The 23,577-nt window shown below is 62.0% G+C and carries 25 protein-coding genes; 9 read left to right on the forward strand and 16 right to left on the reverse strand.

Going from position 1 to position 23,577, the window contains the following annotated elements:
- The coding region (locus tag ACOVQ0_RS20130; RefSeq protein ID WP_421888729.1) for a UvrD-helicase domain-containing protein at positions 1-328 on the reverse strand (328 nt) is incomplete at its 3' end.
- Positions 329-380: 52 nt separating this feature from the next.
- Entirely contained in the window at positions 381-620 is a 240-nt protein-coding gene (locus ACOVQ0_RS20135) for a hypothetical protein (protein WP_421888731.1), read from the reverse strand.
- A 182-nt stretch (positions 621-802) separates the two neighbouring features.
- Between ACOVQ0_RS20135 and ACOVQ0_RS20140 the strand changes: the two genes are divergently transcribed.
- Complete coding sequence (locus ACOVQ0_RS20140; RefSeq protein ID WP_421888733.1) at positions 803-1,468, forward strand: hypothetical protein; 666 nt, start codon at positions 803-805, stop codon at positions 1,466-1,468.
- A gap of 176 nt (positions 1,469-1,644) precedes the next feature.
- Positions 1,645-2,925, forward strand: coding sequence for an MFS transporter (locus ACOVQ0_RS20145; RefSeq protein WP_421888735.1), 1,281 nt, complete (start codon positions 1,645-1,647; stop codon positions 2,923-2,925).
- On the opposite strand, the gene rsmD is transcribed toward ACOVQ0_RS20145, so the two are convergent.
- Both rsmD and ACOVQ0_RS20155 read right to left on the reverse strand, forming a co-directional pair.
- Complete coding sequence (rsmD, locus tag ACOVQ0_RS20150; protein ID WP_421888737.1) at positions 2,915-3,460, reverse strand: 16S rRNA (guanine(966)-N(2))-methyltransferase RsmD; 546 nt, start codon at positions 3,458-3,460, stop codon at positions 2,915-2,917. The two genes, ACOVQ0_RS20145 and rsmD, sit on opposite strands and share 11 nt — an antisense overlap.
- 10 nt (positions 3,461-3,470) lie before the next feature.
- On the reverse strand, positions 3,471-4,367 hold the full coding sequence (locus tag ACOVQ0_RS20155) for a pseudouridine synthase (RefSeq protein ID WP_421888739.1): 897 nt from the start codon (positions 4,365-4,367) through the stop codon (positions 3,471-3,473).
- 97 nt (positions 4,368-4,464) lie between these two features.
- On the opposite strand from ACOVQ0_RS20155, the gene ACOVQ0_RS20160 reads away from it, so the two are divergent.
- Positions 4,465-5,793 (forward strand): AmpG family muropeptide MFS transporter, encoded by a 1,329-nt coding sequence (locus ACOVQ0_RS20160; RefSeq protein ID WP_421888741.1) that lies wholly within the window; start codon positions 4,465-4,467, stop codon positions 5,791-5,793.
- Here ACOVQ0_RS20160 and ACOVQ0_RS20165 read toward each other — a convergent pair whose 3' ends face one another.
- From ACOVQ0_RS20165 to trpB, 4 genes are all read right to left on the reverse strand, one after another.
- Complete coding sequence (locus ACOVQ0_RS20165; protein WP_421888743.1) at positions 5,794-7,101, reverse strand: bifunctional folylpolyglutamate synthase/dihydrofolate synthase; 1,308 nt, start codon at positions 7,099-7,101, stop codon at positions 5,794-5,796.
- A 146-nt stretch (positions 7,102-7,247) separates the two neighbouring features.
- The gene (gene accD, locus ACOVQ0_RS20170; RefSeq protein ID WP_421888745.1) at positions 7,248-8,099 is read right to left on the reverse strand and encodes an acetyl-CoA carboxylase, carboxyltransferase subunit beta; all 852 of its coding nucleotides are present in this window, start codon (positions 8,097-8,099) and stop codon (positions 7,248-7,250) included.
- Positions 8,096-8,896, reverse strand: coding sequence for a tryptophan synthase subunit alpha (trpA, locus tag ACOVQ0_RS20175; RefSeq protein WP_421888747.1), 801 nt, complete (start codon positions 8,894-8,896; stop codon positions 8,096-8,098). The genes accD and trpA overlap by 4 nt, the downstream gene beginning before the upstream one ends.
- Complete coding sequence (trpB, locus tag ACOVQ0_RS20180) at positions 8,893-10,107, reverse strand: tryptophan synthase subunit beta (protein WP_168853273.1); 1,215 nt, start codon at positions 10,105-10,107, stop codon at positions 8,893-8,895. The genes trpA and trpB overlap by 4 nt, the downstream gene beginning before the upstream one ends.
- A 374-nt stretch (positions 10,108-10,481) precedes the next feature.
- Between trpB and ACOVQ0_RS20185 the strand changes: the two genes are divergently transcribed.
- Positions 10,482-10,943 carry an outer membrane protein gene (locus tag ACOVQ0_RS20185; RefSeq protein ID WP_421888750.1) on the forward strand — a complete coding sequence of 154 codons (462 nt, stop codon included), beginning with the start codon at positions 10,482-10,484 and terminating at the stop codon, positions 10,941-10,943.
- A 77-nt stretch (positions 10,944-11,020) separates the two neighbouring features.
- Here the strand turns inward: ACOVQ0_RS20185 and ACOVQ0_RS20190 are convergent, their stop codons facing one another.
- The 8 genes from ACOVQ0_RS20190 to radC all read right to left on the reverse strand — a co-directional run bounded on the left by ACOVQ0_RS20190 (position 11,021) and on the right by radC (position 18,299).
- On the reverse strand, positions 11,021-11,665 hold the full coding sequence (locus ACOVQ0_RS20190) for a phosphoribosylanthranilate isomerase (protein ID WP_421888752.1): 645 nt from the start codon (positions 11,663-11,665) through the stop codon (positions 11,021-11,023).
- Positions 11,666-11,709: 44 nt separating this feature from the next.
- Entirely contained in the window at positions 11,710-12,462 is a 753-nt protein-coding gene (locus ACOVQ0_RS20195) for an SIMPL domain-containing protein (protein ID WP_421888754.1), read from the reverse strand.
- 82 nt (positions 12,463-12,544) lie between these two features.
- Positions 12,545-13,048 (reverse strand): GNAT family N-acetyltransferase, encoded by a 504-nt coding sequence (locus ACOVQ0_RS20200; protein ID WP_421888756.1) that lies wholly within the window; start codon positions 13,046-13,048, stop codon positions 12,545-12,547.
- Positions 13,049-13,052: 4 nt separating this feature from the next.
- On the reverse strand, positions 13,053-13,727 hold the full coding sequence (gene pyrF / locus ACOVQ0_RS20205; RefSeq protein WP_421888758.1) for an orotidine-5'-phosphate decarboxylase: 675 nt from the start codon (positions 13,725-13,727) through the stop codon (positions 13,053-13,055).
- Positions 13,724-14,032, reverse strand: coding sequence for a lipopolysaccharide assembly protein LapA domain-containing protein (locus ACOVQ0_RS20210; protein ID WP_421888760.1), 309 nt, complete (start codon positions 14,030-14,032; stop codon positions 13,724-13,726). Before ACOVQ0_RS20210 ends, pyrF begins: the two co-directional genes overlap by 4 nt.
- 106 nt (positions 14,033-14,138) lie before the next feature.
- Positions 14,139-15,455: an adenylosuccinate lyase gene (purB, locus tag ACOVQ0_RS20215; RefSeq protein ID WP_421888762.1), complete on the reverse strand. Its 1,317-nt coding sequence runs from the start codon at positions 15,453-15,455 to the stop codon at positions 14,139-14,141.
- A gap of 106 nt (positions 15,456-15,561) precedes the next feature.
- On the reverse strand, positions 15,562-17,445 hold the full coding sequence (locus ACOVQ0_RS20220) for an acyltransferase family protein (protein WP_421888764.1): 1,884 nt from the start codon (positions 17,443-17,445) through the stop codon (positions 15,562-15,564).
- A gap of 116 nt (positions 17,446-17,561) precedes the next feature.
- Positions 17,562-18,299, reverse strand: a complete 738-nt coding sequence (gene radC, locus ACOVQ0_RS20225) for a RadC family protein (RefSeq protein ID WP_421888766.1) — start codon at positions 18,297-18,299, stop codon at positions 17,562-17,564.
- An 86-nt stretch (positions 18,300-18,385) separates the two neighbouring features.
- On the opposite strand from radC, the gene ACOVQ0_RS20230 reads away from it, so the two are divergent.
- The 5 genes from ACOVQ0_RS20230 to atpB all read left to right on the forward strand — a co-directional run.
- Positions 18,386-21,631: a YdbH domain-containing protein gene (locus ACOVQ0_RS20230; RefSeq protein ID WP_421888768.1), complete on the forward strand. Its 3,246-nt coding sequence runs from the start codon at positions 18,386-18,388 to the stop codon at positions 21,629-21,631.
- Positions 21,628-21,894 carry a YnbE family lipoprotein gene (locus ACOVQ0_RS20235; RefSeq protein WP_421888770.1) on the forward strand — a complete coding sequence of 89 codons (267 nt, stop codon included), beginning with the start codon at positions 21,628-21,630 and terminating at the stop codon, positions 21,892-21,894. Before ACOVQ0_RS20230 ends, ACOVQ0_RS20235 begins: the two co-directional genes overlap by 4 nt.
- A 20-nt stretch (positions 21,895-21,914) precedes the next feature.
- The gene (locus tag ACOVQ0_RS20240) at positions 21,915-22,322 is read left to right on the forward strand and encodes a YdbL family protein (protein ID WP_421888772.1); all 408 of its coding nucleotides are present in this window, start codon (positions 21,915-21,917) and stop codon (positions 22,320-22,322) included.
- Between the two features lie 357 nt (positions 22,323-22,679).
- Entirely contained in the window at positions 22,680-23,000 is a 321-nt protein-coding gene (locus tag ACOVQ0_RS20245; RefSeq protein WP_168853285.1) for an AtpZ/AtpI family protein, read from the forward strand.
- Between the two features lie 39 nt (positions 23,001-23,039).
- The coding region (gene atpB / locus ACOVQ0_RS20250) for a F0F1 ATP synthase subunit A (RefSeq protein ID WP_421888774.1) at positions 23,040-23,577 on the forward strand (538 nt) is incomplete at its 3' end.

The raw sequence follows: 23,577 nt of genomic DNA on the forward strand, positions 1-23,577 counted from the left end.
GTTCGGCATGGCGGCGCAGCATCTTGGCGGCGATGGAATGGAACGTGCCGAGCCAGGGCATCCCTTCGACCGCCGGGCCGATCAGGTTGCCCACCCGCTCGCGCATCTCGCGCGCCGCCTTGTTGGTGAAGGTGACGCAGAGAATTTCGCTTGGCCATGCCAGACGCTGACGTAGCAGATTGGCGAGGCGGGCGGTTAGGGCAGCGGTCTTTCCGGTGCCCGCGCCTGCCAGCATCAGCACCGGCCCTTCGGTGGTGATCACCGCCTCGCGCTGCGGCGGGTTCAGGCCATCCAGCCAGCTCTGATCTTGATTCGCAATTTGGGACACTCAGGAACGGTTAGAGAACATTGGCGGGCGCGGCAAGGGCGCGCCGCCACTATCAGTCCTCGTAATTCTCGTAATAGTCAGCCTGATAATCGGAATGTTCGTGGTAGGCTGCAGCCTTGTTGTCGGCCTCGTTGTGCCACTTCAATTCTTCCTTGTCGTACTTCTCACCCACCTTGTTGGCGGCGCTGCCGACAACCGCGACGGTGGTTGCACCCATGATCGCGCACGAACTGATCCAGAGAAGCGAAAGGCAGCCAAGGCCCATCAATACATTGCGAAGGAGATCGGTCATATCAGCCCCTGTTTCCCGATTTTTTCCGAAGTCGCACGCTCTGGTTAAATTCTCGATAATTACTCGGCTCGTCGCACGAGATCAGACTGCCTGTCGCATCTGGGGGAACTGGTTGACGGTTGAAAGCTTCGAAATTCGATTTGATGCCGAATGGCTCAGTTGACCGATCATAGGAGCTTAACATGCGATATCTTCTTGCTGCGAGCGCCATGTCGCTTGCTCTTGCTTCCACGCCTGCGCTGATTGTGGCGCAGACGGCAACAACGACCACACCGCCTGCGACCAGCACCATGCCAGATTCGACCGCGCCCGCCGCGCCGCAGGACACGACTGCGCCGGTTGAAGCAGCACCATTTGCGCCCGCGGCCGATCAACAGGCGCAGATCGACGCTTGGCCCGCAGAACAGAAAACGAAGTATGCAGCTTGGCCTTCAACCTATCAGGAGTACTTCTGGACGCTTGATGCAGAGCAGCAGAAGGGCTGGTGGGCACTGACCGACGAACAGAAAGGTCAGGTCTATGCGATGACGCCAGATCAGCGGACGCAGGTGTGGCCTTCGATCATCGCGCAGGTGAACGGACAATCCGCATCGGCAGCGACAATGCCTCCGGCAAACGGCGCACAACCAGCGCCAAGCAGCATGGCTGAGAACCGCGCGGTAGAAGCACCAAAGGACGCAATGACCGCTGATGCAGGGGCTGCGGCCACCGCCACGGGTAACGCGCCGGCATCGGACACGGTCGGCACTATGATGGCAAGCAATGCTGCCCCAAGCGCAGCAGCCAAAGAATATCCAATTTGCAGCAAGACCGTACAAGACAGCTGCCGGAATCGCGGCGGCGTTTAACCAACGGCAGGGCGATGGAAAGGGCGCGGCATTCCTGTCGCGCCCTTTTCGTGTCTGAGGCAAATTCGTGATACGCTTGCTGTTGGCTCCGGTGCGCTTTATCGGCCTCACTCGCCAGCTTTGGAAACGCGCTTTATCAAAGAAGCGGGTGGTGAAGTTGGCGGGAGAACAGAGCCTTGCATCCCTTGAAGCGACACGCGCGAGTCCTCACCGCCAGTCTGGTCGGGACGGCAGTGGAATTCTACGATTTCTACATTTATGCCACCGCCGCGGCGCTGGTGATCGGGCCACTGTTCTTTCCGAGCGAGTCCGAAACCGCGCAAACCTTGCTGGCGTTCATGACCTTCGGCCTCGCTTTCTTTGCGCGGCCAGTGGGTGCCATCGCATTCGGGCACTTTGGAGATCGCATCGGGCGGAAGTCCACGCTGGTCGCTTCGCTGATGCTGATGGGTGGATCTACGCTTTTGATTGCGTTCCTGCCAACTTACGCGATGGCCGGATGGATTGCCCCCGCCTTGTTATGCCTGCTCCGTTTCGGGCAAGGTTTCGGCCTGGGTGGAGAGTGGGGCGGTGCGTCACTCCTGGCAGTGGAAAATGCGCCCAAGGGCTGGGAAGCGCGCTTTGGCAGCGCACCACAACTTGGCGCGCCTTTAGGCTTCCTTTTCGCCAACGGCCTGTTTCTGCTGCTCGGTCGGTCGCTTTCCGAGGCTGATTTCGCAAGCTGGGGCTGGCGCGTGCCGTTTCTGGCAAGTGCGCTGCTGGTCGGCCTTGGCCTGTGGGTGCGGTTGAAGATTGGCGAGACGCCCGCGTTCCGCGAAGCGCTGGAGAAAGCGCCGCCGCCCCCAGTGCCGGTCGGCGTGCTGTTTCGCAATCACACGGGCGCGGTGGTGGCAGGTATCGGCGGGGTCGTGGCCTGTTTTGCGATTTTCTATCTGGCGACGACTTTCGCACTGTCGTTTGCCACCACCAAGCTGGGTTATGCCAAGCAGGAGTTCCTTGCGGTGCAGCTTGGCGCGAACACGTTTCTCGCCTTGGGCATCGTGGTCGCCGGCTATTGGGCGGACAAGGCTTCGGTCAAGGTGGTTCTTGGCACCGGCGCAGCGCTGACGGTGATCGTCGGGCTGGTGTTCGGGGTGGGGCTTGGATCGGCTTCGCTTCCGGTGGTGTTCATGACGCTAGCCGCTGCGCTGTTTGTCATGGGTCTAGCTTACGGGCCGCTCGGTGCGTGGTTGCCGACGTTATACCCCGTTTCTGTGCGTTACACCGGCATCTCTGTGGCGTTCAACATGGGTGGCATCATCGGCGGCGCGCTGGCCCCGTTCGCCGCTGCCTGGCTCGCTGGCGTGGGGGGCACGGCCTATGTCGGCCTGTTCCTTACGCTGGCTGGCGCAATGACGCTGGCAGGGGTGCTGCTTGCTCCCCGCCTGCCAGCCACGCCTTCCGCAACTATGCCTTGAGCCGCATCAGCGTGAGCAAGGCCTTGCCGACCTTGCGTTCGGCGTCGACGGTGCATCTGCGCACGTCCGGTATTTCACCTGCTGCCGTTTCAAGGCTGATCCACGTCGCTTCGCCAATCCAGCCAAGCCGCACGAGCCGGTCGATCGCCACGGCACCCGCGCCGGTCTTGTAGGGCGGGTCCAGCATCACAAGGTCGAGTGGCTGCTTGATCGGGCCGAGCGACAGCACCGAACCTGCGCGCACGTCGCATTGCGGAGCGCAGCGCAAGGCGGCGATGTTGGCGCGGATGCTGCGCACTGCGCCAGCGTCCTGCTCCACGAATACTGCAGAGGCTGCGCCGCGCGACAGGGCTTCAAGGCCCAGCGCGCCCGATCCGGCGAAAAGATCGGCAACGGCCAATCCTTCAAAGCTGCCAAGGCGGCTGGCCAGCATCGAGAACAGGGTTTCGCGCGTGCGATCAGCAGTGGGGCGCGTGGTATCGCCTTCAGGCGCACGCAAGGGGCGCCCACGCCATTCTCCGGCAATTATCCTCATCGTTTGATCCTCAGGCCGTCTTCAACGTCTTGCGAAACCGCTCAACCATGACTTGCGGGATCTCTTCGACCGATCCGCGCTGAAGGTCGGCCAGTTCGAACGGGCCATAGCTGGTGCGCAACAGGCGCGAAACTTCCAGCCCGAGATGTTCCAGCACGCGGCGCACCTCGCGGTTCTTGCCTTCGGTCAGCGTCAGTTCGATCCACTTGTTGCGATTGGCGCTGCGTTCGAGATTGGCGTTGATCGGGCCATAGCGCACGCCGTCGATCTCGATGCCCTCGATCAGTTCTTCGAGCCGGGCCTGGCTGATGTCGCCAAACGTGCGGGCGCGATAGGTGCGCGGAATGCCGGTGGAAGGCAGTTCCAGCGCTCGCTTCAGTTCGCCATCGTTGGTCATCAGCAACAGCCCCTCGGTGTTCACGTCGAGGCGGCCCACCGGCATGACGCGCGGGGCGTCCTTGGGCATCGCGTTGCGCAGCGCGGTGTAGATTGTCGGGCGTCCGGTAGGGTCGCGCTCAGCCGTGATCAGGCCTGCAGGCTTGTGGAAGCGGAACAGACGCGGGGCCGCAATCGGGCCGACCATCTTGCCATCGACGCTGACGCCCTTGAGGTTCTTGAGCAGCGTTGCCGGAGTGGTGACCACTTCGTCCCCGATTTTTACGCGGCCTTCCTCGATCATCCGCTCAACCTCGCGTCGGCTGGCGATTCCCGCGCGGGCCAACAGCTTGGCGATGCGGTCACCCTCGCGCTCGGAACCATCCTCGGCCAGCGCGCGCTTGGCGGGCACCACGGGTTGTGACGTGCGCGGCGCACCGCTGCGCATGGAGAACGGCTTCTTGTCAGGGGTTGTCGTCCGGGGGCTGAACCGTTTTGGGCGGTCGCCGCCGTTTCTTGGGGGAAAAGTCATTCGCCGCCCTTACGCGCAAACGCGCAATCCGTCACCCCTAGCCGCTGGCGAAAAGGCCGCTAGTCTGGCGCGTCGTGACAAGGGAGCTTTCGGGTCTATGAGCGCAGACACCTCCAGCCCGCGTGGTTTGATGGATTCGGTGCGCCCCTATCTCGAGAAGGAATCGCTCGCGGCGTTCTTCCTCGGCATGTCGTCGGGCTTTCCCTATGCGATGATCGGCGCAACGCTGACGACGCGACTGGCGCAGGATGGTATCGACAAGAAGACGGTAACGGCCTTCACGCTCGCTTTCCTTGTCTACAATCTCAAGGTGTTCTGGGCCTGGTTGGTGGACGGCGTGCACCTGCCGCTGCTGGGGCGACTGGGACAGCGCGTTTCATGGATGCTGCTGGCTGGCTCGCTCGTCATGGCGGCGGTTGCCAATCTGGCTCTGGTCGATCCTGCGGCGGATATCGGAGCAACGGTGCTGGCGGCCGTACTGGTCGGCGTGGCCGGGGCAACGTTCGACATTGTGATCGACGCCTATCGCATCGAAACGTTGAAGCCGTATCAGCTCGGCACTGGATCAGGCATGAGCCAGTATGGCTGGCGCATCGGATCGGCGGGCGCGGGGGCATTGGCGCTGGTGGTGTCGGCCCGGTATGGCTGGACATCCGCCTACCTTTTCTGTGCCTTGTTTGCGGTTCCTGCCATGCTCACCGCACTTGTGCTGGGCGAACCCGCACGCCATCGCGATCCGGTGGGCAAGAAGGGCGTGGGCGAAGTTGTCGCCTCGATCATCGGCCCGTTCGGTGAATTCTTCCGCCGCAATGGCGCGTGGCTGGTCCTGCTGTTCATCCTTGTCCACAAGGTTGGCGATACTCTGGCAAACCTCACTTTTCGCCTGCTCTTCAACGATCTTGGCTTCACCAACGACGAAATTGCGATCTGGGACGTGGGCGTTGGTTTCTGGGCCTACCTGATCGGCATTTTCATCGGGGGCGTGGCGTATACGCGAATGGGCCTCAAGCGCTCGGTGCTGCTGGCGCTGGTCCTGATGGCCATTTCGAACCTGTCATTCGCCGCGCTGGCGGCGGCGGGCCATTCGAACCTTGGCATGGCAGGCGCGATCGGATTCGAGAATATGGCTTCAGGCTTTGGCGGGGTTGTCGTCGTCGCCTATTTCTCGGCGCTGTGCGACCTGCGGTATACCGCCGCACAATATGCGTTGATTTCAGCCAGCGCCAGCGTGGTAGGACGTTTCGCCACCGGGACCACGGCGGGCGGACTGATCGAAAGCATGGGCTATGTGAACTTCTATCTGCTCACCACCGTACTGGCCTTGCCGGGCGTAGCGCTATTCTGGTGGATGGGGCGCAGCGGTCTGGTTGATGCGGCGATGGGAACTGCGGGCGAGGATAAGCCGGACGCTGATCCTTTCGCCTGATCAATCCGGCACTTCCTCGTTCAGCCGAAGGACTTCGCCCGCCAGATAGAGCGAGCCGGCGATCAGCACGTCACCTTCGGTCGGCAGTGCAGCCAGCGCTTCCGGCACGGTGCCGAAACTGTGCACTGGCAGCGTGGTGAAAGGCGCGAAGTCTTCCGGGCGGTGCGCGTCATGCCCCGGTGCGGGGACGACCGAGATCGACAGGGCGCGGTCCGCCAGTGGCGCAAGGATCGCCGAAGGATCTTTGTTGGCAAGCATACCCATGATCAGGTGCACGGGCGGTTGCGATGCCAGATGCCGCGCGATGGCGCGGCCTGCGTCAGGATTGTGTCCGCCATCCAGCCATACGGTCCGGTTGCCTGCCAGTTCCGTGAGCGGTCCAGCGCCAAGCCGCTGCAACCGCGCAGGCCAGCGCGCTGCAACGATTCCCTTGCGCATCGCGTCTGGAGATATCGCCAGCGCAGACTGATGCCGGATCATCGCCACGGCCAGCGCAGCATTCTCGGCCTGATGCTCACCCGGCAGCGCAGGAAGGGGAAGCGTCAGTTCGCCCGCTGTATCGCTATAATGGATGGCATCCGCGATATGGGCGTCCCAATCCTGCTGGCGCATGTTTAGCGGCGCGCCGATACGCGCAGCGGTTTCCGCCACTGAATCAGCCGCCACCGGCGGATAGGCCATCGTTACCAGCGGCACGCCCGGTTTTGCGATACAGGCTTTCTCGAAGGCAATTCGCGCCAGTGGATCAGTCGGTACGTCTTCTTCGGGGGCCAGCAGGAAGGCTTCATGATCAAGCCCCAGTGTCGCGATGCCGCAGACCGCAGCCGTGGGCATGACGTTGGTCGCATCGAGCCTGCCGCCAAGCCCCGTTTCGATCACGCAGGCATCTGCCGGAGTGCGTGCATAGGCGAGGAACGTGGCGACGGTCGTCACCTCGAAGAAGCTTGGCTCAAGCCCTTCACCAGCGTCGAGCACTTCCTTGAGCAGTGCCGCGAGAAGATCATCCTCGATCAGCTTTCCCGAAATGCGGATGCGCTCATTATACCGCACCAAATGCGGTTTTGTGGCGGAGTGGACCGTGAGGCCCTGCGCTTCCAGAATGTAGCGCAGGTAAGTGCAGGTCGAGCCTTTGCCGTTCGTCCCCGCTACATGGAAAACGGGTGGCAGTCGATCTTGCGGGTTGCCCAACCGCGCGCAAAGTTCACGCACGGTATCGAGGCCAAGGCGGCCCGATGGCAGCGACAGCGCGCCCAAACGGTCAAGCTGGGCCTGCACCGCCGGGCTTTCCGAGATCGCGAAGTCCTTCAACCAACCCCTCCGTCATTGGCTTTGCCAATGCCACCTCCCCATTTGCACTTCGTGAAAACGGGGAGGAATTTTGCTGTATCCTCCCCGTTTTGGCGAAGCCCAAATGGGGAAGGGGACCGCCGCAGTCAGGCGTTTGTGGCGGGGCTTTACGCCGCCGCCTTTGCCGCCATCAGATAGTCGATCAGCTGCGCCAACGTACCTTTGAGATCGCGGCGATGCGTGACCATATCCACCATGCCGTGCGCGTGAAGGTATTCGGCCCGCTGGAAGCCTTCAGGCAGCTTTTCGCGGATCGTATCCTGAATCACGCGCTGTCCGGCAAAACCGATAAGCGCGCCGGGTTCGGCAATCTGGACATCGCCCAACATGGCATAGCTGGCGGTAACGCCACCGGTGGTGGGATCGGTCAGCACCACGATATAGGGCAGCCCTGCCGCGCGCAGGCGGGCGATTGCCACCGTCGAGCGCGGCATCTGCATCAGGCTGAGAATGCCTTCTTGCATACGCGCGCCGCCAGCAGCAGTCACGGCGATGTAGGGGCACTTTTCACGCACGGCACGTTCGCAACCGGCAACGAAGGCATTGCCCACGGCCATACCCATCGATCCGCCCATGAAGGCGAATTCCTGCACGCCGACGACGGCTTTTTGCCCTTCGATCCTGCCGAAGGCGTTGGTCAGGGCGTCGGGGTGCGGGTTGGCAGCGCGGGCGGCCTTGATCCGGTCGACATACTTCTTGCTGTCGCGGAACTTGAGCGGGTCTTCCTTGACCTTGGGTGCGGGAAGCAGTTCGTAGCCCGCGTCGAGCAACTGGTCGAGCCGCGCGTCGGCGCCGATGCGGCCGTGATGATCGCAATGCGGGCAGACCGAGAGGTTGTCTTCGTACTCCTTGGTGAACAGCATTTCGCTGCACGAAGGGCACTTGATCCACAGGTTGTCCGGGGTGTCCCGCTTCGGCGTGAAGGGGAGGGCGTTGCGGACCTTATTCAGCCAGCTCATGCGATTTCCTTGCGGGCAGAGTGGACGGCAGCGGCGAGCGCGGCGGTGAGCTCCTTCACCGGCCCGGCGGCATCCGCACCATGCTTTGCGACGAGATCGACCAATGCCGATCCCACGACGACACCATCGGCCACCCGGGCGATGGAGGCCGCCTGTTCGGGCGTGCGCACGCCGAAGCCTACCGCGACGGGGATAGTGGCCGAAGCCTTGATTCGCGCCACCGCCTCGTCGATCGAGGCTTGCGCGGCCTGTTGCATCCCGGTGATGCCCGCGACCGACACGTAATAGAGGAAGCCCGAAGAGCCTTCGAGCACGGCAGGCAACCGCGCATGGTCTGTCGTCGGCGTGGCGAGGCGGATCAGCGAAACGCCCGCTTCGCGCAGCGCGGGGCCAAGTTCAGGGTCTTCCTCCGGCGGAATGTCCACGCAGATTACGCCATCGACGCCCGCCTTCACGCATTCGGCGGCGAACCAGTCCGCGCCGCGAATGGTCATCGGATTGGCATAACCCATCAGCACCAGCGGTACTTCGGGATGGCGTGAGCGGAATGCGGCGGCGATGCTGAAAATAGCAGCGGTGGTGGTACCCGCACCCAGCGAACGCAGGTTGGCCAACTGGATCGCGGGGCCATCAGCCATCGGATCGGTGAACGGCATCCCCAATTCGATCACATCCGCACCCCCTTCGACGAGCGCGTCCAGAACGGAAGCGGTAGCGTCAGGCGTGGGATCGCCACCGGTGACGAACGTGACGAGGGCGGGGCGGCCCTTGGCGAAGGCGTTGGACAAACGGCTCACAACGATACCCCCAGATGCTCCGCCACGGAAAAGATGTCCTTGTCGCCGCGACCGCAGAGGTTGGCGAGGATGATCTGGTCTTTGCCCATCGTCGGCGCGACCTTCTTGACCGCTGCGATGGCGTGGGCAGGTTCGAGCGCGGGGATGATGCCTTCGGTGCGGCAGAGCAGTTGGAAGCCGTCCAAGGCTTCCTTGTCGGTCACCGAGGTATAGTCCACGCGGCCTATTTCCTTGAGCCATGAATGCTCAGGTCCGATGCCGGGATAATCGAGGCCTGCGCTGATCGAGTGGCCTTCGAGAATCTGGCCGTCATCGTCCTGCAGCAGGTAGGTCTTGTTGCCGTGGAGGATGCCGGGGCGTCCGCCTGCGAGGGATGCGGCGTGTTCCTTGTCCAGTCCATGCCCTGCCGCTTCAACGCCGAGCATCCTGACCGATTCATCGTCGAGAAATGGGTGGAACAGACCGATGGCATTGCTGCCGCCGCCGATGGCCGCGACCAGCAGGTCCGGCAGGCGACCGATGCGCGAAAGCATCTGCGCGCGGGCTTCCTTGCCGATCACGCTCTGGAAATCACGGACCAGTTCGGGGTAGGGGTGCGGCCCGGCAGCGGTGCCGATGATGTAGAACGTGTTGTGCACATTCGCCACCCAATCGCGCAGCGCCTCGTTCATTGCATCCTTCAGCGTGCCCGCGCCTGCCGTGACGGGCACGACTTCCGCGCCCAGCAGCTTCATGCGGAACACGTTGGGCTTCTGCCGTTCAACGTCGGTTGCGCCCATGAAGATCACGCAGGGCAGGCCGAAGCGCGCGCAGACTGTGGCGGTGGCGACGCCGTGCTGCCCCGCGCCGGTTTCCGCGATGATCCGCGTCTTGCCCATGCGCATGGCGAGCAGAATCTGGCCTATGCAGTTGTTGATCTTGTGGGCGCCGGTGTGGTTCAGTTCGTCGCGCTTGAACCAGACCTGCGCGCCGCCCAGTTCTTCGGTCAGCCGGGGTGCGAAATAGAGTGGGCTTGGACGGCCGACATAATGCTCCAGCAGATCGTCGAACTCTGCCTGAAACGCGGGGTCAGCCTTGGCCTTGCGGTATTCGGCTTCCAGATCGAGGATCAGCGGCATCAGCGTTTCGGCAACATAGCGACCGCCGAACTGGCCAAAATGGCCGCGATCGTCGGGCTGGTTGCGGAAGCTGTTGGGAGTCTGCGCGTTCATGCCCCGGCGCTTGGCAGAGGGCGCGGCGCTTGTCCAGATTTGCAAAGCGCCAGCCTTTGGGGCAGGGGGCGGATGCTGCATTGCGGAAAGCTGCACGCACCGTTCATCTTGCGGCAATCTCGCTCAGTCTAGGGCGGTCTGGCAACGTCGTGAAGGCGGCTCCGAAAGGGGTCGCCTTTTTGCGTTATAATAATGGCCAAATAAAAATCGGATTTTGTCGAATTTGTTAGTTTGGCTAATGTTGCAGCTATGTCACAATTTCGCATTGATGTGCTTCTGTAGTGATTTTCGTCATTGTCACAGGCTAAGGCCGAACCTACCTGACCCCTGCCTACTTCGCAAAGAAGGGGCCAAAAAGTCAGGAGTACAATAATATGCGTCTGGTTCTTATCTCGCTCGCCGCTTCGCTCGTTGCGGCTACCCCGGCTCTTGCCAACGAAGCGCGCGTCGAAGCACGCGGTGGCATCGTGTGGAACAGCACCGACAGCGAAGAAATCGCTGGTGTGGCCGCTGGCTACGATTTCGACCTCGGTGAAACCGCATTTGCCGGTGGCGAAGTTTCGGCTGACAAGCTGCTGACCGATGGCACCAAGGTTACCTTCGGCTTTGCAGCACGCGCTGGTGCGAAGATCGGCGAAGCTGGCAAGCTCTATGGCATCGGCGGCTACAACACCGAAAACTGCGACGGCTGCGAAGGCGCATGGTCGCTCGGCGCTGGCTACCAGCACTCGTTCGGCAAGTTCTACGCGAAGGCCGAATATCGCCACTTCTTCAACGACAACGCGCTGTTCACCGACAACGACGCGGCTGTGGTTGGTCTCGGCGTGAAGTTCTGATCTATCGCGTCTCCAGACACGATTGGAACTTATGGACGGGCGGTCTCCTTCGGGAGGCCGCCCGTTTCCGTTTTGATTCAGGCGTTGCGGGCGTTGAAGCAGAACGTGCGGATACGGTCGGCATCCTTAACGCCCGGCGCGCTTTCCACGCCAGAGGATACATCGATCAGGGCAGCACCCGTGCCGCGCACAGCTTCTGCTACGTTTTCCGGCGAAAGTCCGCCCGCAAGGCCCCAGCCAAGCGGTCCGTTGTAGGACCGAAGCAGCGTCCAGTCGAAAGCCAGCCCCAGTCCACCGGGAAGAGCGGCACCCTTGGGTGTCTTGGCATCGAACAGCAGGAAATCGGCGGCGGTGGCATAGGCGTCTGCCTTGGCCACATCGCTTGGCCCAGCAACGGAAATCACCTTCCACACAGGTTTGCCAAAGCGTGCGCGCAATGCTGCCACGCGCGCCGGATCTTCCTTGCCGTGAAGTTGGATCGCATCGAGGCGTGCTGCCGCAACGGCGTCGGCCATGAAGGCATCGTCCGCGTCCACAAACACACCGACCCGTGTAAGCCTGCCTCCCGCCTGCTCTGCCAGTGCCGGTGCATAATCCAGCTTCAGAAAACGGGGCGAGGGCGGGAAGAAATTGAACCCTACGTGCGTCGCCTGCGCATGAATCGTTGCGTCGAGCGCGTCGCGCGTAGTCACTCCGCAGATCTTGATCATCGGTCCGGGCATGGGCGGCGCGTTAGAAGACACGCGCCGCACCTGTCAATTCAGCCTCACGGCGCCAATTCGTAGCTGACGTTGACCGTCACCGTCATTTCCAGTTCGCCCGCAGCAACTGGGGACGCCTTGGGCGCAGAGGCCATTTCGGCTCGTGCAAACAGGACCGGCGGCTGCGGCGGTGCCCACCCGGCGTTTTCACTGATCGAAAGAATACGCACCACCCGCAGGCCTGCAGCCTTGGCATAGAGGTCCGCCCGCGCCCGCGCCTTCTTCATCGCTTCGATTCGCGCTTCATCCAGCGCGCCATCGGGCGAATCGATCTGGAAGGCCGGCCCATTCACCTGATTGGCGCCTGCCGCAACCAGCGTGTCGATCACCTTGCCATACTGGTCGAGTTTGCGCTGACGGACCGAAACCTGATTGCTGGCCTGATAGCCGATGATCACCGGGTCCTGCTGTTCATAGGAGCCATCGGGCAGGCGTTTGGGCTGGCCATAGACCGGATTGACCGAAAGGTTGCTTGTCTGGATATCGCGTTCCGCAATGCCTGTCTTGCGCAGCGCTGCGATGACCGACGTCATGCGCTGTGCGTTCTCGCCCAGCGCTTCGCCCGCCGTCTTGCCCTGCGTGGTGACTCCTGCGGTGAACACGGCAAGGTCCGGGGTGCGGGCCGATTTGCCTTCTGCGGCAATGCTCAGCAGCGTGTTTCCAGCGCTGACGACCGGGCTATTCGACATGACCTGTGCCTGTGCTGCAAGAGGAACAAGCGCCGCAGCGGCGGCGGCGAAAAGAAACATGCGCTTCATGTGGAGGTATCTCCCGTAAGTGTCCCTGTTATGGGCAATGCCGCCGATCTGCGCGCAGCGACGTTACGGGGCGATGAACCGTTCAGCGCAGCCTTCGTTCCAGCACGACCATGCGATAACGATTGCCATCACCATAGGGAAAGGGGCGCATTTCGCCCGTTCGCATATAGCCGCGCCGCTCATAATACGCGATAAGATCGGTCCGCGCGTCGATCACGGTCATTTCCATGACGTCTGCGTCGAACGCTTCGACCGCCATATCCTCTGCATCCGCAATAAGCGCGCGGCCAAGCCCGGAGGCCTGCAGGGCTGGATCGACGCAAAGCATACCGAGGTAGGCACGACCAGAGCCAAGGTTGCGGATCGTAACTGTGCCTGCCAGATCGCGGTCAATCCGGGCAAGCAGGACGCGCGCGTTCTTGTCAGCAATGGCATCTGCGATTTCAGCATCGCTGGTGCGCTCATCGTCCAGCAGATCGGCCTCGTGCGTCCAGCCCCGTTTCGCGCTTTCTCCGCGATAGGCGCTTTCTACCAAGGCACGCAGCGCAGGCACATCGCCAGCTTCGGCAAGCCTGAAGTGGATCATCGGATCAGAGCGTGCCTTCGATAGCGCGCGCTGCAGCCACCGGGTCTTCCGCGCGGCTGATCGGGCGACCGATGACGAGGACGCTGGCCCCGGCATCGCGCGCGGCGCGGGGGGTGACAGAACGCTTCTGGTCACCCAGCTTTCCATCGGCAGGGCGCAGGCCCGGCACCACGAAGTAGCCGTTCTTCCACCGCTTGTGAATTGCGCCGACTTCGTGTCCCGAACAGACGATACCATCCAGCCCGGCTTCCTGCGCCAGATCTGCCAGGCGCAGGGCCTGATTGTGGGCCGAACCGCCTACGCCCATCGTGGCCATGTCGGCATCGTCGAGGCTGGTGAGGACGGTGACGGCCACAACCTTGCAATGCTCGCCCGCAGCAGCCTTGGCATCTTCCATCATCGCACGACCGCCTGATGCGTGAACCGTTACGATGGCCGGTTCCAGCACATGGATGGATTGCATCGCGCCCGCCACCGTGTTCGGAATGTCGTGCAGTTTGAGGTCGAGGAAAATCGGCAGGCCGACCTTGGCCACTTCATGCACGCCGTGGTGTCCGTGCGCGCAAAAGAATTCCAGCCCCAGCTTCAAGCCGCCGACATGGCCCTTTACTTTGTGGGCAAGGGCAATCGCGGCGTCGAGGCGCGGCAGGTCGAGGGCAAGGTAGATCGGGTTGCTCACGGGGTCTCGCTCTTGGTTTCGGCTGCTTGTGCGGTTTCGAGGTTGGTGGAGGTCAGCGATGGCGCGGTTTTGACGGTCAGTTGCGTTTCAAGATTGGCGATCCGCCGCAGCAGTCGCCAGCGCGTGGCGCGATAAAGCAGCCAGGTTGGAACCAGTCCCAGCAGGAACGCCAGAATGACCAACGCAGGCAGCCGCGTTTCGAGCAGCAGCCCCTCCCAGATTCGCACTTCGACCGGTTGCCAGTTGGCCGCCGTGAAAGCTGCCAGCACGGCAATCACGAGAACCCAGAAAATCGTGCGCAGCATTGCCGTGCCTTTCGCTTCGTGAGCCACCCGCCCTTGCCGCGATGCTTAAGGCAGGTTGGCCCGCTTGGCGAGTCCCCCGCCTGCGCGGGGGCGCAAGCCGTGTGGATCAGGCCTCGCCAAACACCCGCGCAAAGATCGTGTCGATGGCTTTGAAGTGGTAGTCGAGGTTGAACTTGTCCTCGATCTGCTCAACCGTCAGCGCGGCAGCCACTTCCTCGTCTGCCTTGAGCAGTTCCATCAGGTTCAACTGGCCGTCCGATTCCCACACCTTCATCGCATTCCGCTGCACCAGACGGTACGCCGTATCGCGCTCAAGCCCGGCCTGCGTCAGTGCCAGCAGCACGCGCTGCGAGTGGACAAGGCCACCCATCTTGTCGAGGTTCTTCTGCATCCGCTCGGGATAGATGACCAGCTTGTCGACCACCGAGGTCAAACGCGCCAGCGCAAAGTCGAGCGTGATCGTTGCATCAGGCCCGATGAAGCGTTCGACCGAAGAGTGGGAAATATCGCGCTCATGCCAAAGCGCAACGTTTTCCAGGGCCGGCGTCAGGGCAGAGCGAACCATGCGGGCAAGGCCGGTAAGGTTCTCGGTCAGCACCGGGTTGCGCTTGTGCGGCATGGCTGACGAGCCCTTCTGGCCAGGCGAGAAGTATTCTTCCGCTTCCAGAACTTCGGTGCGCTGCAGATGGCGCACTTCCACGGCAAGGCGTTCGATGCTGCTGGCGATCACGCCCAGCGTTGCAAAGAACATCGCATGGCGATCGCGCGGGATGACCTGCGTCGATACCGGCTCAACCGCCAGCCCCAGCTTGTCGGCCACATATTCTTCGACCGAAGGATCGATGTTTGCAAACGTGCCTACCGCGCCGGAAATCGCGCAAGTCGCCACTTCCGCGCGTGCGGCAACAAGGCGCGCCTTGCAGCGGGTGAATTCGGCATAGGCTTCGGCGAGCTTCTTGCCGAATGTGGTCGGTTCGGCGTGAATGCCGTGGCTGCGGCCGATGGTAGGCGTGTACTTATGTTCGAAAGCGCGACGCTTGATTGCTTCCAGCAGCGCATCAAGATCGGCCAGCAACAGGTCCGACGCGCGTGCAAGCTGCACACTCAGCGTCGTGTCGAGCACGTCCGAACTGGTCATGCCCTGGTGCATGAAACGCGCTTCGGGACCGACCTGCTGCGCTACCCAATCAAGGAACGCGATCACGTCATGCTTGGTCACCGCTTCGATTGCGTCGATGGCGGCCACGTCGATGGCGGGATTGGTTGCCCACCAGTCCCACAATGCTTTTGCGCCGCTTGGCGGCACTACGCCCAGTTCGCCCAGCTTCTCGGTGGCGTGGGCTTCGATCTCGAACCAGATGCGGTAGCGGGCTTCGGGTTCCCAGATCGCGGTCATCGCGGGGCGGGCATAACGGGGGACCATGTTCGACTCCGATGCAGTTCGTGCGCGTGGCTTATGCCGGGGCCGCTAGGGAAGGGGGCGCATGATGGCAAGGGGCAAGACGTTTCGAGCCTTGATCACGTTGCCATCACAGCACGGGATTTTCCTCCGCGAAGCGCCTGATCACAGCTTGCGCGCTCCATTCGGTCAGGTGGGTCCAGTCGTGATAGACCGCTTTGCCTTGCCGCATCAGCGCGCACCCCTTGGCATCGCACAGCACTTGCGCCGGATCGAAATAGAGGGTGCCAGGCAGGCGCGAAGCTTTTGCAGCAAGCAAGGGGTTGATGCGATGGCCTTCCGCACGATCAATTCGATAGGAAGTCGGGCAGACGACGTTAATGTAGGCTAGGCACCGCAGGTAGCCACCTTCCATCGCATCACCCGCCGCGGCTGCGGTTGGTGCGTTGGCGATGATGATCAGGCGTGTGTCCGGGGGCAGGGCAGTCCGCACCCTTTCGATACCTTGTGCTACTGTGGTCCAACCGGTTCCCGATGATCTGCCCACGCTTTGCAGCGTGGCCGTATCGAACATCTCGCGTTCCCAACGCTGCGCCCAGATGACCGTCTTGATGTTTCGGTCCCGGACGAGCCGGGCGAGCCGATCGGGGCGGCTGGCGCAGTCCCGCGCCGCGTCGGAACGGTCGCGAAAGTTGGTCAGTCCCGGCAGGCCGAGGCAGCCGGGCGAAGTTAGCAGAGCACCTTCGCCATAATGTTCGGTCAGCGCCGGAAAGTACTGCCGCGCAAAGCTGTCGCCATAGACAATATAGCGCAATGGAGCGTTGCCCGGTGGAATGATTTGCCACACGCGCTCTTTCGGGGGGGCGTGATTGCCCAATTCGGCACTCACAGGCGCACTGCGCGGCTCCAGCTTGCGCCAGTGCCCGGCCAGCCCGGGCAACAGCACCAAAGTCAGCAGTGCGCCGCATCCTGTTATGAGGGCCACCGGTCTACCCAGCACACTCCGATTTCGCACGGGACGCTCGATCAGATAGAGCGAAGCGAAGCCGAGCAGCACTGCCAGCATGATCGTTGCACCCACGATCCACGATGGAGGCTCGCCCAGCCACACATAATCCAGCATACCCAGTAGCGGATTGTGCCACAGATAGATGCCATAGGATGCTGCGCCGATCGCAGTTAACGGTGCAATGCCGAGCAGCTTGCCCACAAGGTTTTCCGGTGCGGCATAGCGCAGCACCAGCGCCGTACCGATTACCGGTAACAGCAGTGCCGATCCCGGTATTGCGGAAGGATCGCAAACTACATAGCCCGCCAGAATCATTGCCACGCCTGCAAGCGCACCCCATCCGCGTTCGCGTGCCGCAGGCAGAACCGCGCAGACTGCTCCGACCAGCAATTCCCAGGCCCGCGTTGGTAGCACGAAAAAGGCCAGTGCCGGATCGTTCGTCCGCAAAAACAGCCCTGCCGCAAATGATGCGGTTGCCAACAGGCTGAATGTCACAAGCATCAACCGGCCAGACTGCGCTGGAGCGCTGCTGCGGAGCTTTACGAGCGCCAGCACCAGCAGCGGAAATACGATGTAGAACTGCTCTTCCACAGAAAGCGTCCACAAGTGCAGCAAAGGACCGTAGCCTTCGTCATCGTCGAAATAGCCGGTTTTGCGGGCGAACAGCATGTTCGCCACGAACATGGTGCTTGCTACGGTCGCTTGCGCAAACTTGCGAAAGTCCGGTGGGGTCATCAATGCCCACGCCAACGTTATGCTGGTCAGGAGCATGGGAAACAGTGCGGGAAGAATTCGCCTTGCACGGCGCTCGTAGAATTCGCGCAGCGTGAACGTGCGTTGCGCGATATTTTCCAGAATTGAGCGGGTGATCAGGTAGCCGGTGATAACGAAGAATACGTCTACCCCCGCAAAGCCCCCGCGAAATCCCGGAACCCATGCGTGGAATAAAACGACCGGAACAACTGCGAGCGCGCGCAATCCTTCGATTTCGCTGCGATGTCGCAAAACTGACCCCGGCCCCTGATTGTCCTTCGATAGCAATGGTTCCTGAACGTCAGTTTGGCAATGCCCCGCTTTTTGTCAGTGCGGTCGACATGCTTTGGGAAATGCAATTTATAACTTTAGATCAGGCCTTTGGCTTTCAGCGATGTGTGCCCTTCACGGCCAATAATTATGTGATCGTGCACCGTCATGCCCATCAGTCGGGCCGCTTCCATGATCTTCTGCGTGACCTGAATGTCTGCCCGACTCGGTTGCGGAGATCCTGACGGATGGTTGTGGACAAGGATCATCGCGGCCGCCCCCACGTCCAGCCCCTTCTTGATCACTTCGCGTGTGTAGATCGGACTTTCATCCAGCGTCCCGTCGCCCACCAGATGATCAAGGATGAGCAAGTTCTGCGAATTGAGATAGAGCACGCGCACCCGTTCCACATTCAGGTGCGCCATGTCGATGTGCAGGTAATCCAGCAGCGCCTGCCAGTTTGATAGAACTGGCTGTTCGCGCACCGTAGTCCGCGCAAGGCGTCGTGCCGCCAGTGCCACGATGTGCAGCGCCGCCGCGCTCGTTTCGCCCATGTTGGGATGCAGCGCCAGCGCTTGCGGATCGGCATTCAACACGCCTGCCAGACTGCCGAACCGTTGCACCAGCGATCGGGCAATCGGTTTGGTGTCTATGCGCGGGCGCGCCACCATCAGCAGGTATTCGATCACCTCGTGATCAGCCAGAGCATCGTCTCCGCCCGACATCAGCCGTTTGCGCAACCGCGCGCGATGGCCGCTGGGGTCTGCACCATCGAACGACGATTTTCCGCCATTTGCGGCGGTCTGTTCAGGAAAGAGTCGGGTCTGGTCGGCCATTCAACTCCTCGCGGGCACCGAAACGGAGCCAGTGCGTTCAACGCCGTGCATTGCCCAACCTGCGGGAGTGCGCAAGAAGGGGGCAGATGGCAGATCGTTTCGAAATGGCGGAAGTCGGCGCCGCGCCCGTAGTCGAGGGCGCTGTCGATCCTGCGCCAAAACCTGCGCGCAAATGGCGGCGCGCAGGCATGTCGGTGCTTGCCGTCGTCGCCGTGGCCGGGGGAGGTCTGTGGCTTTCGAAGGAACGGCTGGCTGATCGAATCATCCTCAGCCAGCTTAAGGCTTATGGCCTGCCTGCCACTTATGAGATCGAAAGCATCGGTCCCGGCCAGCAGGTGCTGAAAAACCTGGTGGTGGGTGATCCCAAGCGACCAGACCTGACCGTCGAGCGCGTGCTGGTCACGATCCGCTATCGCTGGGGCACGCCCGTCGTGGGCGGAGTTACGTTAGTCCGACCAAGGGTTTACGGGCAGTATCTGGACGGAAAGTTGAGCTTCGGCTCGCTCGACAAAGTGCTTTTTGCACCAAAGGCAGATGAAACACCTTTCACGCTGCCCAAGCTTGATCTCGTGATTGAGGACGGGCGCGGTCTGATGCTCACCGACTATGGCAAGATCGGCCTTTCGCTTGAAGGTCAGGGAGCGCTGCAGAACGGCTTTGCTGGAACGCTCGCGGCAACGGCGCCAAATATTGCTGTTTCCGGCTGCCGTGCCGGGAAAATCGACCTGTTCGGCAAGGTTGCGATCCGCGAGGCGCGCCCCTCGCTCTCAGGTCCGCTTCGCATGGCGGGTTTGAACTGCGATGGCGGGGCCAGCAGTGGGCCGCTCGTCGCTCAGGTTAAGGCGATTGCCGACAAGGATTTTGCAGGACTGACCGGCAATGTTGCCCTGCGTGGACAAAAGCTGGCGTTTCCCGGCATGTCGGCGCAATCGCTGGCACTCGACACGCGTCTTGCCTTGCGTGACGGGGCGCTGACCGGGCGGATCCAGGCCAATGCCGGCGGCGTTTCCAGCGATGGCGTTCGCTTCGGCCTGCTTGGCGTGGACGGCGCCATCCGTGCCCGCGATGGATTGGACAGGGCGGAGTTCCGGGGGGCATTGCAGGGTGAGGGGTTGAGGCAGGGTGCAGCCCTCGTCAGCGCTTTCGATGCCGCTCAGCGCAGTGCCAGTGGTACGCTGCTGGCACCGATGCTGGCGCAGATGCGCCGCAGCCTTGTGCGCGAGGAACGCGGTAGCCGCCTGACGGGCGAAGTCACCCTGCGGCGCAATGGCGATGCGCTCTCGGTGGTGATCCCGCAGGCACAAATGACCGGCGGTAGCGGGCAGGCGCTGCTCACGCTCTCGCGCTTCCAGCTTGCCAGTGGCAGCAAAGGCGGCGCACCGTTGCTTGCAGGGAACATCACCACCGGCGGGGCAGGGCTTCCCCGCATCACAGGGCGGATGGAACGTGGCCGCGCCGGGCAGGCCCTGTTCCGCCTGGCGATGGCACCGTGGCGCGCAGAGGGTGGCGCTCTCGCCATCCCTGAAATGATGATCGCGCAGGTGCCGGATGGTTCGCTCGGCTTTTCTGGCAGTGCGCAGGTTTCTGGCGCGATTCCCGGGGGTTCAGTGCAGAACCTCGTTCTGCCCGTCAGCGGCAGCTACGGCGCGCGGGGTGATCTTGCGTTATGGAAGCATTGCGTCAATGCCCGCTTCGATCGCCTTGTCCTCGGCAGTGTCGCGGTTGACGGCAACACGCTGGTGCTTTGCCCGCCTGGCGGTTCCGCCATCGTCCGCAATGGGCGCGCTGGCCTGCGTCTTGCAGCCGGAACGCCGGGCCTTGAGCTCACCGGAAGCCTTGCCGATACGCCGCTCCGCGTTAAGACCGGTGCGGTTGGCTTTGCGTGGCCCGGGGCGCTCGCCGCCAAGGCCGTCGAAGTCACGCTTGGCCCTCCAGAAACCGCTTCCCGTTTCCGCCTTGCTGATCTCGATGCAAAGCTGGGCAAGGACTTCACTGGCAATTTCGCAGGCGTCGAAGCCAGCCTCGCTGCTGTTCCGCTCAACCTTGCCAATGCGTCGGGCCAATGGCGCTTTGCGAATGGCGCCCTCACGCTCACTGGTGCAGGCTTCGATCTGACCGATCGCCTCGACCCGGCCCGGTTTGAAATGCTGCGCAGCGACGGCGCGACGCTGACGCTCGCCGATAATCGCATTACCGCCAACACATTGCTGCGTGAAGCAAAGTCCCTGCGCGAAGTTGGCTCTGCTGTGATCCGGCACGATCTTTCAACAGGCACTGGCCATGCTGACCTGTCCGTGCCGAACCTCGTGTTCGACAAGGGCTTCCAGCCCGCGCAACTCACGCGGCTGGCGTTGGGCGTCGTCGCCAATGTCGAAGGCAAGGTTACCGGCACCGGCCGTATCGACTGGAACCAGCGTGCCGTTACCAGCACTGGCAATTTCGGCACCGACAATATGGATCTTGCCGCCGCTTTCGGCCCGGCCAAGGGCTTGAAAGGCCGGATCGAATTCACCGATCTGCTCGGCATGGTCAGTGCACCGCACCAGAAGGTCACTGTCGCTTCGATCAACCCGGGCATCGAAGTGAGCGAAGGCGTGATCGATCTGACGCTTCTGCCAGATCAGGTGCTGCGTCTCCACGATGCGCGTTGGCCTTTCCTCGGTGGCACTCTGATACTCGAACCCACCGATCTGCGCCTTGGTATAGCCGAAGCGCGGCGCTACACGCTCACCGTCAATGGTATCGATGCGGCCAAGTTCATCGAGAAGATGGAACTGGGCAACCTTGCCGCCACCGGCACGTTCGATGGCCAGTTCCCGCTGGTGTTCGATGCAAATGGCGGCCGGATTGAAGAAGGCACGCTTGTTTCCCGCGCGCCCGGTGGCAACGTCTCCTATGTCGGTGCGCTGACCTATGAGAACATGGGCGCGATGGCCAACTTCGCCTTCGATGCGCTCAAATCGCTCGACTACCAGACGATGACCATCGCCATGCGCGGCGATCTGGAGGGCGAAATCGTGACGAACGTGAAGTTCGGCGGCGTGAAACAGGGTGTAGGCACGAAAAGCAACTTCATCACAAAGCAGGTCGCCAATCTGCCGATCCAGTTCAACGTCAATATCCGCGCGCCATTCTACCAGCTCATCACCTCGTTCAAGGCGATGTATGATCCTGCCTTCGTCAAAGACCCGCGCACGCTGGGCCTTGTCGATGCGCAGGGCCGCGCGCTTCAGCGCTTCGGAAACGGTGTGCGCGCTGGCGGCACGCCCGTCATCGTCCTGCCCGGATCAAAGCCAGATATTCAGCCTGCAGAAAGCGGAAAAATGCCATGAGGAACCCGGAATTGACCCGATCCGCGAACCCTGCGACGAGAAACAGCATGGGGAACGGATCACACTACAGGCGTCGCGCCCTGCTCGCGCTGCCGTTGATGGGGGCTTTGGCCATGATTGGTGCAACGACCGGTTGCATTTCGGTGAACGCACCGGACAAGCCGATCGTGATCGAGCTGAACATCAACATCAAGCAGGAGGTCGTGTATCGGCTCGCGCAGGATGCAAACGCCACGATCGAGAGCAACCCGGACATCTTTTGATGAGGCCGGAAGGTTTGAGGATGGAAACGATGACCAAGGTTTCAATGCGCAAGAGCCTGACCATGCTGGCCGCAGCAGGCCTAATGCTTGGCGTGGTTACCGCGCCCGTTGCTGCGCAGAACCGCGATCCCGCCTATTCCGCCGCCCGCGCCGCCGGTCAGGTGGGCGAGAAGATGGACGGCTATCTCGGCTACGTTACCCCGCCCGCGCCTGCGCTTCGTGCCGTGGTTGAAGACATCAACATCAAGCGCAAGGCTGTTTATGCCGAAAAGGCGCAGGCAAACAAGGCAACGGTCGAGGAATACGCGCTCACGTCTGGCTGCTTGCTGATTGCGCAGACGAAGCCGGGCGAGAAGTATCAGGCGCCTGATGGTTCGTGGCAGACGCGCGGAGCGGGTGCGCCCTTGCGTGATTCGCGTTGCCCTTGATTCTGATTTGATGCGCCACTGACATCCGTCATTGGCTTGCGGCACCGGCCCGCTCCCCCGCCCGCCCCCCCCCTATCTAACCGTCATGGGGGGGCGGGGGGGGGGCGCGGGCCGGTGCCGCAACTGTCGCGCTTCGCGACAAAAAGCGCATACGAATCGCTGGCCGGAAACGCTGGCTTTTGCGCCCTTCCTCGCATCTGCGCGGAAGGGCGTTTGCTTTTGCACTCATACCTTGGATCAGCCACGGTCTGTTACGGTTGACTCAGGGATACCCCCCGCCTAAGGGGACCGCGCCCTCGGCGGTCATCCGTCGTTTGTGCTGCACTTTCGGTCGGGCAACTGATCAGGGGAATTGGCATGAATGATGAACCGTCCGGGATGGAGCCTATCGGTGAGGATGCGCGGATCGATGCGCTCGACAAGCGGCTGAAAGCCCTTCGAGAGCGTGAAGAGGAGCGCAACCGGCCAAAGGCAGGCGGTGAAACCGATGCGAATTATCGCATGGGCAACCGCGTGCTGGCGGAACTGATCGGGGGTCTTGTGGGTGGCGCGTTCATCGGCTGGGTCATTGACCAGTTTGCCGGAACAAGCCCCTGGGGGTTGCTGGTGATGTTGTTCATGGGCGTCGTCGTGGCGTTCCGCAACATCATCCGAATTTCGAGCCGGCGCCCCGAATAGGGCGCTGTTGTTGTATTCGAGTGATACGGGGTTTTGCGCGTGGCCGAAGGCAAGGTCGATCCGGTTCACCAGTTCACCATCGAATCCCTGTTCGGGACCGAGAACTGGGCTATCGGTGGTTACAACATCGCGTTCACCAATTCGGCGTTGTGGATGGCGATCACCACCGTCGTTCTCGTGGCTTTCGTTGCGGGCGGTGCAAAGCGCCAGCTCGTTCCGGGCCGCTGGCAGATGGCGGTCGAAGGGCTGACCGGCTTCGTCGACAGCCTGCTTCAGGCGAACATTGGCAAGGCCGGACGCAAGTACCTGCCTTATGTCTTCTCGTTGTTCGGGTTCATCCTGTTCGCAAACATGCTCGGCCTGCTGCCGCTGGCGCTGTTTGGTCTGCATCCCTTCACACCCACCAGCCACTTCACCGTCACTGGTGTTCTGGCGGTGATGAGCTTTGCGATCGTGCTGGGCGTCGGCTTTGCCAAGCATGGTCTGCACTTCTTCTCTCTTTTCGTGCCGCACGGCACGCCCGTTCCGATGATCCCGATCATTTTCCCGATCGAGCTGATCTCGTTCATGGTGCGTC

The organism is Novosphingobium sp., assembly GCF_049240505.1.
Classification (GTDB): Bacteria; Pseudomonadota; Alphaproteobacteria; order Sphingomonadales; family Sphingomonadaceae; genus Novosphingobium.

What these genes read in the sequence shown, in the direction of transcription:
- ACOVQ0_RS20135 (WP_421888731.1), bottom strand. Translation starts at nt 620, where the DNA reads ATGACCGATCTCCTTCGCAATGTATTGATGGGCCTTGGCTGCCTTTCG.
- ACOVQ0_RS20195 (WP_421888754.1), bottom strand. Translation starts at nt 12,462, where the DNA reads ATGAAGCGCATGTTTCTTTTCGCCGCCGCCGCTGCGGCGCTTGTTCCT.
- ACOVQ0_RS20155 (WP_421888739.1), bottom strand. Translation starts at nt 4,367, where the DNA reads ATGACTTTTCCCCCAAGAAACGGCGGCGACCGCCCAAAACGGTTCAGC.
- ACOVQ0_RS20230 (WP_421888768.1), top strand. Translation starts at nt 18,386, where the DNA reads ATGGCAGATCGTTTCGAAATGGCGGAAGTCGGCGCCGCGCCCGTAGTC.
- rsmD (WP_421888737.1), bottom strand. Translation starts at nt 3,460, where the DNA reads ATGAGGATAATTGCCGGAGAATGGCGTGGGCGCCCCTTGCGTGCGCCT.
- ACOVQ0_RS20160 (WP_421888741.1), top strand. Translation starts at nt 4,465, where the DNA reads ATGAGCGCAGACACCTCCAGCCCGCGTGGTTTGATGGATTCGGTGCGC.
- ACOVQ0_RS20245 (WP_168853285.1), top strand. Translation starts at nt 22,680, where the DNA reads ATGAATGATGAACCGTCCGGGATGGAGCCTATCGGTGAGGATGCGCGG.
- ACOVQ0_RS20240 (WP_421888772.1), top strand. Translation starts at nt 21,915, where the DNA reads ATGGAAACGATGACCAAGGTTTCAATGCGCAAGAGCCTGACCATGCTG.
- ACOVQ0_RS20200 (WP_421888756.1), bottom strand. Translation starts at nt 13,048, where the DNA reads ATGATCCACTTCAGGCTTGCCGAAGCTGGCGATGTGCCTGCGCTGCGT.
- ACOVQ0_RS20185 (WP_421888750.1), top strand. Translation starts at nt 10,482, where the DNA reads ATGCGTCTGGTTCTTATCTCGCTCGCCGCTTCGCTCGTTGCGGCTACC.
- ACOVQ0_RS20210 (WP_421888760.1), bottom strand. Translation starts at nt 14,032, where the DNA reads ATGCTGCGCACGATTTTCTGGGTTCTCGTGATTGCCGTGCTGGCAGCT.
- ACOVQ0_RS20190 (WP_421888752.1), bottom strand. Translation starts at nt 11,665, where the DNA reads ATGCCCGGACCGATGATCAAGATCTGCGGAGTGACTACGCGCGACGCG.
- ACOVQ0_RS20140 (WP_421888733.1), top strand. Translation starts at nt 803, where the DNA reads ATGCGATATCTTCTTGCTGCGAGCGCCATGTCGCTTGCTCTTGCTTCC.
- trpB (WP_168853273.1), bottom strand. Translation starts at nt 10,107, where the DNA reads ATGAACGCGCAGACTCCCAACAGCTTCCGCAACCAGCCCGACGATCGC.
- ACOVQ0_RS20235 (WP_421888770.1), top strand. Translation starts at nt 21,628, where the DNA reads ATGAGGAACCCGGAATTGACCCGATCCGCGAACCCTGCGACGAGAAAC.
- radC (WP_421888766.1), bottom strand. Translation starts at nt 18,299, where the DNA reads ATGGCCGACCAGACCCGACTCTTTCCTGAACAGACCGCCGCAAATGGC.
- accD (WP_421888745.1), bottom strand. Translation starts at nt 8,099, where the DNA reads ATGAGCTGGCTGAATAAGGTCCGCAACGCCCTCCCCTTCACGCCGAAG.
- purB (WP_421888762.1), bottom strand. Translation starts at nt 15,455, where the DNA reads ATGGTCCCCCGTTATGCCCGCCCCGCGATGACCGCGATCTGGGAACCC.